Annotated in this window: 13 protein-coding genes; 7 read left to right on the top strand and 6 right to left on the bottom strand. The window is 74.0% G+C overall.

Features of this window, described 5'->3' with window-relative positions; all coding sequences use genetic code 11:
* Nucleotides 1–40 precede the first annotated feature (40 nt).
* Both ACH34Q_RS16190 and ACH34Q_RS16185 read left to right on the top strand, forming a co-directional pair.
* A complete protein-coding gene (locus ACH34Q_RS16190) occupies nt 41–1,000 on the top strand; it encodes an alpha/beta hydrolase (protein WP_395983759.1) in 960 nt (319 codons plus the stop codon).
* Between the two features lie 83 nt (nt 1,001–1,083).
* Nucleotides 1,084–1,878: an alpha/beta fold hydrolase gene (locus tag ACH34Q_RS16185; protein WP_395983758.1), complete on the top strand. Its 795-nt coding sequence runs from the start codon at nt 1,084–1,086 to the stop codon at nt 1,876–1,878.
* 17 nt (nt 1,879–1,895) lie between these two features.
* Here the strand turns inward: ACH34Q_RS16185 and ACH34Q_RS16180 are convergent, their stop codons facing one another.
* Together ACH34Q_RS16180 and ACH34Q_RS16175 are read right to left on the bottom strand one after the other, a co-directional pair.
* Entirely contained in the window at nt 1,896–3,020 is a 1,125-nt protein-coding gene (locus tag ACH34Q_RS16180) for an AAA family ATPase (protein ID WP_395984000.1), read from the bottom strand.
* Nucleotides 3,021–3,057: 37 nt separating this feature from the next.
* Nucleotides 3,058–3,843: an RNA ligase family protein gene (locus ACH34Q_RS16175; protein WP_395983757.1), complete on the bottom strand. Its 786-nt coding sequence runs from the start codon at nt 3,841–3,843 to the stop codon at nt 3,058–3,060.
* 54 nt (nt 3,844–3,897) lie between these two features.
* Between ACH34Q_RS16175 and ACH34Q_RS16170 the strand changes: the two genes are divergently transcribed.
* On the top strand, nt 3,898–4,506 hold the full coding sequence (locus tag ACH34Q_RS16170) for a TetR/AcrR family transcriptional regulator C-terminal ligand-binding domain-containing protein (RefSeq protein ID WP_395983756.1): 609 nt from the start codon (nt 3,898–3,900) through the stop codon (nt 4,504–4,506).
* Here ACH34Q_RS16170 and ACH34Q_RS16165 read toward each other — a convergent pair.
* From ACH34Q_RS16165 to ACH34Q_RS16150, 4 genes are all read right to left on the bottom strand, one after another.
* On the bottom strand, nt 4,499–5,734 hold the full coding sequence (locus tag ACH34Q_RS16165) for an RNA polymerase sigma factor (RefSeq protein WP_395983755.1): 1,236 nt from the start codon (nt 5,732–5,734) through the stop codon (nt 4,499–4,501). The genes ACH34Q_RS16170 and ACH34Q_RS16165 overlap by 8 nt on opposite strands.
* On the bottom strand, nt 5,731–6,093 hold the full coding sequence (locus ACH34Q_RS16160) for a YciI family protein (RefSeq protein WP_395983754.1): 363 nt from the start codon (nt 6,091–6,093) through the stop codon (nt 5,731–5,733). Before ACH34Q_RS16160 ends, ACH34Q_RS16165 begins: the two co-directional genes overlap by 4 nt.
* Before the next feature lie 129 nt (nt 6,094–6,222).
* Complete coding sequence (locus ACH34Q_RS16155) at nt 6,223–6,900, bottom strand: response regulator (protein WP_395983753.1); 678 nt, start codon at nt 6,898–6,900, stop codon at nt 6,223–6,225.
* On the bottom strand, nt 6,897–7,868 hold the full coding sequence (locus ACH34Q_RS16150; protein ID WP_395983752.1) for a sensor histidine kinase: 972 nt from the start codon (nt 7,866–7,868) through the stop codon (nt 6,897–6,899). Before ACH34Q_RS16150 ends, ACH34Q_RS16155 begins: the two co-directional genes overlap by 4 nt.
* 168 nt (nt 7,869–8,036) lie before the next feature.
* Here ACH34Q_RS16150 and ACH34Q_RS16145 point away from each other — a divergent pair, with 168 nt between their 5' ends.
* The 4 genes from ACH34Q_RS16145 (at nt 8,037) to leuS (ending at nt 14,186) form a co-directional block, all read left to right on the top strand.
* Entirely contained in the window at nt 8,037–8,975 is a 939-nt protein-coding gene (locus tag ACH34Q_RS16145; protein ID WP_395983751.1) for an ABC transporter ATP-binding protein, read from the top strand.
* Nucleotides 8,972–10,384, top strand: coding sequence for an ABC transporter permease subunit (locus ACH34Q_RS16140; RefSeq protein ID WP_395983750.1), 1,413 nt, complete (start codon nt 8,972–8,974; stop codon nt 10,382–10,384). The genes ACH34Q_RS16145 and ACH34Q_RS16140 overlap by 4 nt, the downstream gene beginning before the upstream one ends.
* Nucleotides 10,381–11,211, top strand: coding sequence for an ABC transporter permease (locus tag ACH34Q_RS16135; RefSeq protein ID WP_395983749.1), 831 nt, complete (start codon nt 10,381–10,383; stop codon nt 11,209–11,211). The genes ACH34Q_RS16140 and ACH34Q_RS16135 overlap by 4 nt, the downstream gene beginning before the upstream one ends.
* A gap of 152 nt (nt 11,212–11,363) precedes the next feature.
* Entirely contained in the window at nt 11,364–14,186 is a 2,823-nt protein-coding gene (gene leuS / locus ACH34Q_RS16130) for a leucine--tRNA ligase (RefSeq protein ID WP_395983748.1), read from the top strand.
* Nucleotides 14,187–14,196: the final 10 nt, after the last annotated feature.

Here is a 14,196-nt window from a genome sequence, read left to right as displayed (position 1 = left end):
CCGTTGGCACCGGCCGTCCCGCACGGCAGACTCCGATGCCATGACCATGAACGGATACATCACCACGGGCCTGGATATAGCGGACGAGACCCGCGCGTTCAACGCCGGCGTCGCCGAGCTGCTGAGCACCCAGCCCGCCCTGGAGGACGTCGACGACGCCCCCGCCCTCCGTGCCGCGCGGGAGGAGGGCAGGAGCGTCTTCCCCACTCCGGTCCGGGTCGCCGAGGCCACCACCCGCACGGTGCCCGGCCGTGCCGGGGGCGTCCCCGTACGGGTGTTCCGCCCCGACGACGTGCGCGGCGTCTACCTGCACATCCACGGCGGCGGCTGGACGCTGGGCAGCGCCGACTCCCAGGACCCGCTGCTGCTGGAGTTGGCGCGGGCCGCGAACGTGGCGGTCGTCAGCGTCGACTACCGGCTGGCCCCCGAGCACCCCTACCCGGCCGGCCCCGACGACTGCGAGGACGCGGCGCGCTGGCTCCTGGCCGAGGCCGCCGCCGAGTTCGGCACCGGCCGCCTGGTCATCGGCGGCGAATCCGCCGGCGCCCACCTGGCCGTCGTCACCCTGCTGCGGCTCGGCGGGCAGGCGAGCGCGTTCGCGGGCGCGCAGCTGACGTTCGGCGCGTACGACCTGGCCATGACGCCCAGCCAGCGGCACGCCCAGGACATGCTGGTCATCCCCAAGGGCACCATGGCCTGGTTCTACGACCAGTTCCTGCCGGGCATGGGCCCCGAGGAACGCCGCGCGCCCGACGTCTCGCCCCTGTACGCCGACCTGCGCGGGATGCCGCACGCCCGGTTCTCGGTCGGGACCCAGGACCCCCTGCTGGACGACTCGCTGTTCATGGCCGCGCGCTGGTCGGCGGCCGGCAACGAGGCCGAGCTGGAGGTCGTGGCCGAGGCCCTGCACGGGTTCGTCGCCTTCCCCGACACCGCGGGCGAGCGCGAGCGCGCCGCCCAGGTCGCCTACATCGCCGGCAGGGTCGCCGGAAAAGATTGAGAAACCGGCGATGAGTTTCGCGCCGCCGCCCGGTCCACATCGATCGAGGGCCGGGATGTGCCCGGGCCGCGAGGGGAGATCCGATGCAGACGGTACGGTCGGGCGACGGCACGATCATCGCCTACGAGCGCACGGGCGAGGGGCCGCCCGTCGTCCTGGTGGCCGGTGCCACCTGCGACCGGCAGGTGAGCGCCCCGATCGCCGAGCTGCTGTCGGCCCACTGCACGGTGTTCAACTACGACCGCCGGGGCCGGGGCGACAGCGGGGACGAGGCGGCCGGGGAGTACTCGGCGGCGCTGCTGCTCGAACGCGAGATCCAGGACATCGAGGCCGTGATCGGCGCCGCCGGCGGCGCCGCGGGCCTGTGGGGCTCCTCCTCGGGCGCGATCCTGGCCGCCGAGGCGGCCGCCGCCGGTCTGCGCGTCACCCGGCTGGCCATGTGGGAGCCGCCCTACGGGCTGGCCGAGGACGACTCCCGCGGCCACCTGGACTACGTCAAGCGCCTGCACGAGCTGCTGGCGCAGAACCGCAACGGCGACGCCGCCGAGCTGTTCCTGCGGCAGGTCGGCCTGCCGCAGGAGTTCGTCGCCGGCATGCGCCAGTCGCCGACGTGGGCCGGCATGGAGAAGATCGCCCCCACCCTGCGCTACGACGCCGCCGCGCTCGGCGACGGACTGCTGCCCGCCGCACGGCTGGCCACGCTCACGATCCCCGCCCTGGTCATGGACGGCGGCGCGAGCATGGACATCCTGCGCGCGGCCTCGCGCGCGGCCGCCGACGCCCTGCCCGACGCCGCGTACCGGACCCTGCCCGGACAGGAGCACGCCGTCGCGGCCGAGGCCATCGCGCCCGCGCTCGCCGAATTCTTCGCCCGCTGACCGCAGGGTGCCGGCCGTCAGGCGGTCGACACCCAGTCGACCTGGTGCGCCTCGGTCGGGTCCGGCATCTCCCACCGCCGCACCATGCGGTCGATCACCGCGTCCGGCACGGGAGCGGGACGGGCCCTGTTGCGGCGCCGCAGCACCTCCGGCGGCGCCTCCAGAGCGACCAGCTCGATCCGTCCCCGGTAGCCGGCGATCAGCCCGGTGCACCGCTCGCGCAGCGACCGGGTCACGTTGGTGGCGTTCCAGACGAACGACCGGCCCGCGCGCAAGTGCTCCCGCGCCTGCTGGTAGGCCGCCGCCACCACCGCCCCCTGGTCACCGCCCGGATCCACGCCCAGTTCGGCGCGGATGCGGTCCAGGCTGACCACCGGCACGTCCGGGCGGTTCGCGGCGATCCAGGTGTCCTTGCCCACCCCCGGCAGGCCCGACAGCACCGTCGCCGTCAGCCGCGTGTCGTCGTAGGCCGCGTAGTCCGGATCACGGTCGCTCTTGCGGAAGTACCAGAACCGCGCGTGCTCGGACGGGAACGCGCGCGGCCCGTCCAGGCAGGCCTGCTCGGCGCAGTACTCGCGGTACAGCGCGATGCTCTCCACCACCTTGTCGACGTCGCCGCAGACCCGGCCGAGGATGTCGGCGGTCGCCAGCAGCACCAGATCGTCGTTGCGCGCCAGCAGGCTCGCCCGGAACGCGATCTGCTGCAGATCCGGACGCTCCAGCGCCCAGAACGGCACCTGGTGATGGCGGACCAGCGCCGCCACGTGCTCGCGCCAGGCGACCGGTGCCCCCAGCTCCCACAGGATCCGGCGCACCATCAGGTCACCGCGGCGCGAATGCCCGCGCGCGGTGATCCGGCCGTCGTCCTCGGTCCGCGTGCAGTACGGCTTGGCGACGTCGTGCATGAGCACGGTCGCGAACAGCCGCACCCGCTCCCCGGCCGGGCGCGCCCGCCACTCCGGCAGCTCCGCCAACGCCTCGCACGCCATCCGGGTGTGGACCTCGACATCGCCCTCGGCGTGATGCACCGCGTCCTGCTCCACGCCCGCCATGTCGCGCACCCAGCCGAACGCCTCGCGGATCTCCTCCCACGGCACCTGCCAGCGCGGCGGCGCCGGGCACAGCTCCTCGAACACCCGCACCGAGTCGTCGGGCACCCGATCCTCAGGCCCCGGGCCGTCAGGCACCCGCATAGAGCACCTCCGGATCGGCCAGGCCGTTGGCGACGATCGGCCGGTCCTGCCAGTGCGTGCCCGAGTCCGCGATGGCCGTCAGGAAGCTCGGCCGCACCCACTTGAACCGGCCGACCGTCTCCCCGCCCTCCTCCACCTTGATGTAGAGGCCCTCCATCTCCTCGGCGCCGTCGGTCTCGCCCGCGACCCGTTCGGGGTCGGCGCCCCCGGCCGCCGCAGCCTCGCGCAGCGCGTCCCGCCACCCGCCCGTACGGCACGTGGAGGGCCCGGCGTACGCGGTCAGCTCCTTCAGGTCCGAGAGGGTCCCCTCGTGCAGGACGGGCACCGACACCACCGGCGTCCCCTCCAGCAGCTCGCGGCGGCGCTCGGTCGACAGGAACGTCCCGTCCCGCTGGTCGAGGACGTCGAACTCGCAGAAATAGTGGGGGAGGGCGTCGTAGAACATCGTGTGCTTGGCGTAGAGCCATTCCCCGTACATCACGTACCGGTCGCCAAGCCGTGTCCACAGCGCGGGCTGCACCGCCGCCGCCCATGCCTTGAGCGGCCCGAACTGCCGCTCGCGCGGCCCGCCGGTCAGGAAGTGTCCGCGGCTCTGCAGCCGCAGCCGCCCGCCGGAGGTGAAGCTGATGCCGCAGTTGGCGCCGTCGAGCTTCTCCTCGACCACCAGGTACCGCCCGGCGATGTCCCGGAACGGGGCCGCGGTCAGATCGTGGTCCCCGGGCTGCAACCGGGAACCGGCGATATGCCGGGTCCGGGGGTACTTGTACAACATGGTTGCCGTTGTAGCGTCCCATGATCGCCGGGCACAACCGAATATCGTCGGAGCGTGACCGCTTCGGGAGCCACCCCGGGAACGGTGCGGCCCGGCGGGCGCACCGCCCGCGTCCACGCCGCCGTACGGGCCGCGACGCTGGCCGAGCTGGCCGAGCACGGCTTCGCCGGGCTGGCGATCGACAGCGTCGCCGCCCGCTCCGGCGTCCACAAGACCACCGTCTACCGGCGCTGGGGCGGCCCGGAAGGGCTCGTCGCCGACGCGCTCGAGCAGGCCGCCGCCGAACCCTGGCCGGTCCCCGACACCGGCTCGGCCGAAGGCGACCTGCGCGGCGTCGTACGGCTGGTGCTGACCGGGTTCACCGACCCGCACGGCGGGCCGGTGGCCAGGGCGTTCGTCGCGGCGGCCCAGCAGAGCGCCACCGCCGCCCAGGCCCTGGCCGGGTTCTTCGCCGCCCGGCACGCCCAGGCCGCCGTGGTGGTGGAACGCGCCGTGGACCGCGGCGAGCTGCCCGCCGGCACCGACGGCGCCGACGTGATCCGCTGCGCCGTCGCGCCGCTGTACTACCGGCTGTTCGTCAGCGGCGAGCCCGTGGACGAGGCCGTCGCCGACCGCGCCGCCGCCGCCGCGCTGGCCGCCGCCCGCGCCGGCGTCCTCACCTGAGCCGGTCGGCCCTGCTCTCCAGGTAGCGGCGCTCGGGGATGCTGGCGGTACGACGCGCGGCCGTCCGGTACGACTCGCGCGCCGCCTCCCAGTCCCCGGCCATCTCCAGCAGGTGCGCCCGTACGGCGTCCAGGCGGTGGTGGCGGGCCAGGCGCTCGTCGGCCTCCAGCGTCTCCAGCAGCTCCAGTCCCGCCCCCGGTCCCTTCGCCATCGCGACCGCGACCGCGTGGTTGAGCGACACCATCGGATTGGGCGCGACCTCGGCCAGCAGCTCGTACAGCCCGAGGATCTGCGCCCAGTCGGTGTCCTGCTCCCGTTCGGCCTCGGCGTGCACGGCGGCGATCGCGGCCTGCAGCTGGTACGGGCCGACCGGCCCGTGCGGCAGCGCCGCCGAGATCAGCGCGACGCCCTCGGTCAGCGCGGCGCGGTCCCAGCGGCTCCGGTCCTGCTCGGCCAGCGGGATCAGCTCCCCGCCCGGCCCGGTGCGGGCGGCCCTGCGCGCGTCGGTCAGCAGCATCAGCGCCAGCAGCCCGGTCACCTCCCCGTCGCCGGGCAGCAGCGCGTGCACGGCGCGGGCCAGCCGGATCGCCTCCGCGCTGAGGTCCTCACGGCGCAGGTCGGGACCGGCGGTGGCGGTGTAGCCCTCGTTGAAGATCAGGTAGAGCACGTGCAGGACCGCGCCCAGCCGCTCGCCGCGCTCGGCCCCGGCCGGCATCCGGAACGTCGCCCCGGCCGCCTTGATCCGCTGCTTGGCGCGGCTGACCCGCTGCGCCATGGTCGCCTCCGGGACCAGGAACGCGTGCGCGATCTGCGCGGTGGTCAGGCCGCCGACCGCGCGCAGCGTCAGCGCCACCTGCGAGGCCCCCGACAGCGCCGGATGGCAGCACAGGAACAGCAGCGTCAGCGTGTCGTCGCGCTCGGCGGGGGCGTCGGCGGCGGGCGCCACCGGCTCGCCGCCCGGCCGGGCCAGCGCGTCGGCGACCTCGCGCCGCCGCCGGGCCTGCTCGCTGCGCACCTGGTCGGCCATCCGGCGGGCCGCCACCGTGACCAGCCACCCGTGCGGGTTGCCGGGCACGCCTTCGGCCGGCCACTGCTGGGCGGCGGCCAGCAGCGCCTCCTGCACGGCGTCCTCGGCGGCGGCGAAGTCGCCGTGCCGGCGGACGAGCACGCCGAGGACCCGCGGGGCCAGCTCCCGCAGCAGGTCCTCGGCGCGGACGTCCCCGCTCACATCTCGGTCCCCGAGGTGTACATGATCGGCCGGACCTCCACCCCCAGGAAGCCGGCCTCGGGCATCCGCCCGGCGATCTCCAGGGCGCGCTCGCGGCTCTCGCAGTCGATCACGTAGTAGCCGGCCAGGTACTCCTTGGCCTCGGCGAACGGCCCGTCGGTCACCGCCGGGACCCCATCCTTGACCCGTACGGTCGCGCTGGTGGACGGGTCGGCGAGCGCGTGCGTGACGACCATCTCGCCGCGCTCGCGGAGCATCTTCTGGAACCCCTCATGGGCGTTCATGATCTCGTTGCGCCGCTCCTCGCCGAGCGCCTCGAACGCCTCGTCGTTCATCTGGATCATCAGCAGGAACTTCATCCCGGTCCTCCTCGTGTCGCGGCCCCCGGTCGCGGGCGCCGTCCACCCGGTGGTCGGAGCGCCCGCCCGGATCTCGACATCCCCGCGAAGAAAATCCTGTCAGAGGATCCGCCCGGCCGTGACCGGCCCCTACCGGCGGCGGTCGCGGTCGGTGCGGGGGACGAGCAGGCCCGACTCGTAGGCCGCCACCACGGCCTGGACGCGGTCGCGCAGGCCGAGCTTGCGCAGCACGCGGCTCACATGGGTCTTGACGGTCTCGTCCCCGACGACCAGGCGCGCGGCGATCTCGCCGTTGGACAGGCCCTCGGCCACCAGGCGCAGCACCTCGGTCTCGCGCGGCGTCAGCACGTCCAGCAGCGGAGAGGGCGGGCGCGGGCGGAGCCGGGCGAACTCGCCGATCAGCCGGCGGGTGACGCTGGGGGCGATCAGCGCCTCGCCAGCCGCCACCACCCGTACCGCGTCGAACAGCCGCTCGGCCGTCACGTCCTTGAGCAGGAAGCCGCCCGCGCCCGCCGCGAGGGCGTCGTAGACGTGCTCGTCCAGGTCGAACGTGGTCAGCATGATGATCCGCGGCGGTGCGTCCAGGGCGGTGATCCGCCGGGTGGCCTCGATCCCGTCCAGCACCGGCATCCGCACGTCCATCAGCACCACGTCGGGCCGCTCGCGCCGGCACAGCCGGACGGCCTCGGCGCCGTCGGGCGCGGTACCGGCCACGGTCAGGTCGGGCTGGGTCTCCAGCAGCGCGGCGAAACCGGCCCGGACGACCTCCAGGTCATCGACGACGAGCACCCGCACGGGATCGTTCACCGGTGCGCCTCCGTACCCGCCGGGAGGGCGGCCTCGACCAGGAAACCGCCACCGGGTGCGGGGCCGGTGCGCAACTCGCCGCCGACGGCCGCGGCGCGCTCCCGCATGCCCGGCAGCCCGTGGCCGGCCGCCGCGGAGTCCACCGGGCCCGGGCCGTTGTCGCGGATCCGCAGCCGCAGGGAGCCGGGAGAGTAGTCCAGCTCCACGTCGACGGCGGCTCCGGGCGCGTGCCTGCGGGCGTTGGTGAGCGCCTCCTGCACGATCCGGTACGCGGTGAGCTCGACCCCGGCGTCCAGCGCCGCCACGCGCCCCCGCACGATCAGCCGGGCACCGGCGCCGGCCGAGTCGCGGGCCTGGTCGACCAGCTCCAGCACCTGTCCCAGGCCGGGCTGGGGACGGCGGTCGGGCGGCGCGTCGCCGGCGTCCTCGCGCAGCACCCCCAGCAGCCGGCGCATCTCGGTCAGCGCCGTACGCGCGGTGTCGCCGATCGCCAGCAGGTGCTCGGCGCCCTGCGCGGGCATGCCCGGCACGGCCAGCCGGGCGGTCTCGGCCCGTACGGAGATCATCGAGATGTGGTGCGCCACCACGTCGTGCAACTCCCGGGCGATCCGCGCCCGCTCACCCCGCACGGTCAGCTCCAGCAGCGTGTCCCGTACGACGCGCTGCGAGGTGTCGCGTTCGGCGGCACGCGCGCGGGCCGCCCGGAACCGGCGCACGCCCGCGGGCACCCAGATCGCCAGCAGCGCCACCACACCGGTCACGGCGGGACCCTGGTAGAGCAGCGCGGTGAGCGGGACCGCCGCCGTGACCGCCGTCGCCGCCGCCGCGAAATGCGTGCGCGCGACCGCCAGCGGCACCGTCGCCTGCAGGCCCACCAGCAGCGCGATCGCCACATCGCCGTCGGCGCGCAGCACCGTCTCCAGGACCGCCAGGGCGCCGAGCGCGATCCCCGCCACCAAGTGCTTCACACGCGCCATTGTGTCCGTACCGGAGGCCCGGCCGCGTCCCCCGGGTCCGCGGCCCGGGCGTCCCCCACGCGGGGGACGCGGCCCGCCCGGGTCCCCCGGCCCCGCCCGGCGAAGATGACACCACCCGGGGACGACCCGTGGGCACCGGAGTCTTTAGCGTCTCGGGTCATGGAAGCAACCATCGAAGTTCGTGGCCTGCGCAAGCGCTACGGGCCGGCCCTGGCCGTCGACGACCTGTCGTTCACGGTCGAGCCCGGGCAGGTCACCGGGTTCGTCGGGCCCAACGGCGCCGGCAAGTCCACCACCATGCGGGTCATCCTGGGCCTGGACCGCCCCGACGCGGGCACCGCGCTGGTCGGCGGGCACCCGTACCGCAAGCTGCGCGCCCCGCTGTGCCAGGTCGGCGCGATGCTCGACGCGGCGGCGGCCCATCCCGCCCGCCGCGCCCGCGACCACCTGCTGTGGATGGCGCACTACAGCGGACTGCCCGCCCGGCGGGTCGACGAGGTCCTGGAACTGGTCGGGCTGGCCTCGGCCGCACGCAAGCGCGCCGGCGGGTTCTCCCTCGGCATGCGGCAGCGGCTCGGCATCGCCGGCGCGCTCCTGGGCGACCCGCCCATGCTGATGTTCGACGAACCGGTGAACGGGCTGGACCCCGAGGGCATCCGGTGGATCCGCGGGTTCCTGCGGTCGCTGGCCGCCGAAGGGCGCGCGGTACTGGTGTCCAGCCACCTGATGACCGAACTGGAGGACACCGCCGACCACCTGGTGGTGATCGGGCGCGGCCGGGTCATCGCCGACACCGGCGTAAGGGAACTGCTGGCCGCGGCCTCCGACGGCCGGGTCGAGCTCCGCACCTCCCAGCGCGGCGAGGCCATGACCCTGCTCGCCCGCGCCGGCGCCACCGTCGCCGCCACCGCGGCCGACGCCCTCACCATCACCGGGATGCCCGCCGAACGGATCGTCGCCCTCCTCACCGAGGACGGGGTGCCGTTCTCGGGCATCGCCGAGCACCGCGCGTCGCTGGAGGAGGCCTACATGGAGCTCACCGGGGACGCCACCGAGTTCCGCGCGGCCGCCCCGGCCGGAGAGGGGGAGGGACGATGACCACGCTCACCCCGTACCGCAGCACGACCGTCCAGGGCCGGGACGGCTTCGGCCGGATGATCCGGGCCGAGTGGACCAAGCTGCGCTCCGTGCCCCGCTGGATGCTCGCCCTCGTCGCCGCGATCGTGCTGACGGTCCTGGTGGCGCTGCTGATGGCGGGCGGCTCGCAGATGGAACGCGCGGGCGGCGGCGGCCCTGTCGTGATGACGCTGGACCCCTACAACGACGAGGGCCGCTTCGCGTACCGGACGCTGGCCGGCGACGGCACCCTCGTCACCCGGGTGACCGCACAGGACGGCAGCCACCGGGACGCCAAGGCCGGACTCATGATCAGGTCGAGCACCCGGCCCGGGTCGCCGTACGCGGCGGTCATGGTCACCCCGGGCCGGGGCGTGCGGCTGCAGACCGACTTCACCACCGACATCGCCGGCGGGCCCGGCACCGCGCCCCGCTGGCTCAAACTCACGCGCGCCGGCTCCTCGGTCACCGGGTACGAGTCGGCCGACGGGACGCGCTGGAACCGCATCGGCGCCGTCACCGTCGACGGGCTCGCCGCGAACGCCGTCGCCGGAGCGTTCGTCGCCTCGCCAGAGCAGATCAAGGTCGAGCGGCAGTTCGGCGGCGAGAGCGTCACGGGGCAGAGCACCGAGGGCACCGCCACGTTCAGCGACCTGGCGGTGCACCCGGCCGATCCCCAGCCGGCGGGCGCCTGGCGCGACGACGCCGGCAAGCCGGTGGACCTGAGCTCCGGCACCGTCACCCTCACAGGCATGGGCGACGTCGGGCCCCGGCTGTTCGCCACCGACGTCACCCGCGACGCGCTCGGCGGCACCATGATCGGGATGATGGCGATCATCGCGCTGGCGGTGCTGTTCATGACCTCCGAGTACCGCAACGGCCTGATCCACCTCACCTTCGCCGCCGCCCCCCGCCGCGGCCGGGTGCTGGCCGCCAAGGCCATCGTCATCGCCGCGGCCGCGTGCGCCGCCGGGCTGGCCGCCGCGCTCGGCGCGGTCCTGCTGTCGGTGGCGGTGATGCGGTCCAAGAACGTCATCGTCCCGACGGTGACCGAGGGGCCGGTGCTGCGGGCCGTGCTCGGGACGGGCCTGCTGCTGGCCCTGATCGCGGTGCTCACGCTCGCCCTGGCCGCGATCACCCGCCGCGCCGCCGCCGCGATCGCGGTCCCGCTGCTGGTGCTGCTGCTCCCGCAGATCCTCTCCCGCGGGCTGCCGGTCTCGGCGGCGCGCTGGCTCGACGGGGCCACCCCGGCCGCCGGGTTCGCGATTCAGCAGACCCTGCACCGCTACGACACCGTCATCGGGCCCTGGGCCGGGCTCGGTGTGCTGGCCGCCTACACCGCCGTCGCCTTCGCCGCCGCCGTATGGCTGGTCCGGAGGCGGGACGCGTGACCACCGCCCCGCCCGCGGCCGTACCGGACCTCACCGTCCTTGCGCGTTCGCTGCGCGCCGAGTGGACCAAGCTGCGCACCCTCCCCTCCACCGCCTGGCTGCTGCTCGGCATCGCGGCGCTCACGGTGGCGATCAGCGCGGCGGCCGCGGCGCCCGTCGACACCGGCCCCTGCCCCACGCCCGCCCAGTGCTACGAGGACACCGTCGAACTCAGCCTGTCGGGCGTCCGGCTCGGCCAGGCGCTGGCCGTCGTGCTGGCCGTGCTCACGATCAGCGGCGAGTTCGGCGGCGGAACGATCCGTGCCACGCTGGCCGCCCAGCCCCGCCGCCTCACCGTCCTGCTCGCCAAGGCGGCCGTCCTCGCGGCCGCCGTGGCGGCGGCCGGCACCCTCGGGGTGCTGGGCTCCCTGGCCGCCGGCCGCGCCATCCTGCCCGGCAACGGCTTCACCGAGGCCAACGGCTACCCGGCCGCCTCCCTCATGGACGGGCCCACGCTGCGCGCCGCCACCGGGACCGTGCTCTACCTGGTGCTCGTCGCGCTGCTGTCCATGGGCGTGGCCACCGCGGTCCGCGACACCGCCGGCTCCATCACCGCCGTACTGGCGCTGCTGTACGCGTCGCCGATCGTCACCATGCTCGTGACCGACCCCGAGTGGAGGGAACGCGTCCAGAAGCTCATGCCCATGGACGCCGGCCTGGCCGTCCAGGCCACGACACAGCTCGACCGCCTGCCCATCGGCCCCTGGGCAGGGCTGGGCGTCCTGGCCGCGTACACCGCGGGCGCGCTGCTGCTGGGAGGCGCGCTGTTCAAATTGCGCGACCAATAAGGCACCGGCGGGGTACCCTCACCCGCATGACCATCCTCCACGGCCTTCTTCCCGAGCCGCGCTGACTCACCGAGTCAGCGCGGCCGCCCCTCATGCGTTGAGGGGCTTTTTCATTTTCCGAGACCGGTCACGGATCCGCGGTGAAGAGGACGATGAGCCACCGATACGACGCGCACCTGGCGAACGAGATCGAGCTGCGCTGGCAGGAACGCTGGAATGCCGAAGGCACCTTCGACTCGCCCAATCCCGCCGGGCCGCTTTCGGAGGGATTCGAGCGGATGGCCGGCCGCCGCCCCTTCTACGTCCTGGACATGTTCCCGTACCCGAGCGGCGCCGGACTCCACGTCGGCCACCCGCTCGGCTACATCGGCACCGACGCGTTCGCCCGCTACCGGCGCATGAACGGCGACCACGTGATGCACACCTTCGGGTACGACGCGTTCGGGCTGCCGGCCGAGCAGTACGCGATCGACACCGGCCGCCATCCGCGCGAGACGACCACGGCCAACATCGCCACCTACCGCCGCCAGCTGCGCCGCCTCGGCCTGGGCCACGACGCCCGCCGCGAGATCTCCACGACCGACCCCGGGTACTACCGCTGGACGCAGTGGATCTTCCTGCGGCTGTTCGGGAGCTGGGCCGACGAGCGCACCGGACGGGCCCGTCCCATCGAGGCCCTGATCGAGGAGTTCGCCTCCGGCGCCCGCACCGTCCCCGGCGGCCGGGACTGGGCCGACCTGGACGAGCGGATCCGCCGCCGCGTCATCGACGGGCACCGGCTGGCGTACGTGTCCGAGGAACTCGTCAACTGGTGTCCCGCGCTCGGCACCGTGCTGGCCAACGAGGAGGTCACCGCCGAAGGCCGCAGCGACCTGGGCGACCACCCCGTCTACCGCAGGCCGATGCGCCAGTGGATGCTGCGGATCAGCGACTTCGCGCAACGGCTGATCGACGACCTGGATCTGGTCGACTGGCCCGAGCCGCTCAAGCGGATGCAGCGCAACTGGATCGGCGCGGCCGACGGCGCCTTCATCCGCCTGAGCGCGCCCGGCCGCGGCATCGCGTTCGAGGTCTTCACCACCCGCCCCGACACCCTGTACGGCGCGACCTACGCGGTGCTGGCCCCCGAGCACCCGCTGGTGGACCGGTTCGTACCGGACCAGTGGCCCGGCAGCACGCCGCAGGCATGGCGCGGCTCGCACGCGACGCCACGGGACGCGGTCGCCGCGTACCGCGCGCGCACCGAACGCCTCAGCGACCGGCAGCGCACCACCGAAACGACCGGCAAGACCGGCGCGTTCACCGGCGCCTACGTGATGAACCCCGTCACGGCGTCGCCGATCCCGGTCTTCGTGGCCGACTACGTGCTCATGGGGTACGGAACGGGCGCGATCATGGCCGTACCCGCCCACGACCAGCGCGATCTGGACTTCGCGCACACCTACGGGCTGGCCGTACGCCCCGTACTGCGACCCCCGGCCGAATGGCTGTCCGAACACGGCACGGACCCGGCGCGATGGCGGACGGCCTTCGACGGGAACGGGGCGTATCGCGAGAACATCGCCGGGCCGGAACTGTTCGGGCTGACCGTTCAGGAGGGGATCAGGGCCACCATCGAATGGCTGGAACGGCTGCGGCTGGGGCGAGGCGCGCGCTCCTATCGGCTGCGCGACTGGCTGTTCTCCCGGCAGCGCTATTGGGGCGAGCCGTTCCCCATCGTCTACGACGAGCACGGAATGCCGATCGCGCTTCCCGATGACGCGCTGCCCGTACTGCTCCCGGAAATGACCGACTTCCGTCCCGAACCCCAGCAGGATGACACCGGCACGCCCGTACCGCCCCTGGCCAAGGCCAAGGAATGGGCCACCGTGGAACTCGACCTGGGCGAAGGCCCCAAGCGATACCGGCGCGAACTCAACACGATGCCCCAATGGGCCGGGTCCTGCTGGTACTACCTGCGCTACCTGGACCCCACCAACAAAACGGCGTTCGTCGACCCCGGCGTCGAGCGCTACTGGATGGCAGCCGATGGCGTCGACCTGTACGTCGGGGGAGTGGAGCACGCCGTCCTGCACCTGCTGTACGCGCGGTTCTGGCACAAGGTCCTGTACGACCTGGGCCATGTGTCCACGCCGGAGCCGTTCGGGCGCCTGTTCAACCAGGGCTCCGTGCTGGCCGACGCCTTCACCGACGAACGCGGCATGTTCGTACCGGCCGCCGAGGTCATCCAGGCCGGCGGCGGGACGTTCACCTACCAGGACCGTCCCGTGACCCGGCGCGCGGGCAGGATGGGCAAGAGCCGCAAGAACGGCGTCAGCCCCGGCGACGTCTACGACGCCTACGGTGCCGACACCCTGCGGCTGCACGAGATGGCCATGGGCCCGCTGGAGGCCGACCGGCCATGGCGGACCGACGACATCGCCGGCGTCCACCGCTTCCTGCAGCGGCTCTGGCGCAACATCATCGACGAGGAGACCGGAGCCACGCGCGTCACCGGCACCGTTCCGGACACCGCCACCCTGCGCAAGCTGCACCAGACGATCGCCGTCGTCCGCGACGACTTCGAGGGCATGCGCTACAACACCGCGATCGCCCGGCTGATGCAGCTGACCACCCACGCCGCCCGGCTGGAGGAGATGCCGCGCGAGCTGGCCGAGGCCCTGGTCCTGATGGTCGCGCCGCTCGCCCCGCACATCGCCGAGGAACTATGGAGCCGCCTCGGCCACCAGGACTCGCTGGCCTACGCGCCGTTCCCCGAGGCCGACCCGTCCCTCGCCGCCGAACCGGCCGTCACGATCCCGGTCCAGATCGACGGCCGGACCAGGTTCACCCTCGACGTGCCCGCCGGCGCGAGCGGCGAGGAGATCGAGCGCCTGCTGAACGAGCACGCCGACCTCCCCCGGCACACCGCCGGCCTGACCGTCCGCCGCCTGGTCATCGTCCCGGGCCGGATCGCCAACATCGTCACCGGCTGACCCGGGACGA

Origin of the sequence: Actinomadura sp. 9N407, assembly GCF_044326315.1 — a bacterium.
Lineage (GTDB): Bacteria > Actinomycetota > Actinomycetes > Streptosporangiales > Streptosporangiaceae > Spirillospora.
This window is presented reverse-complemented; position numbering and strand designations above follow the sequence as displayed.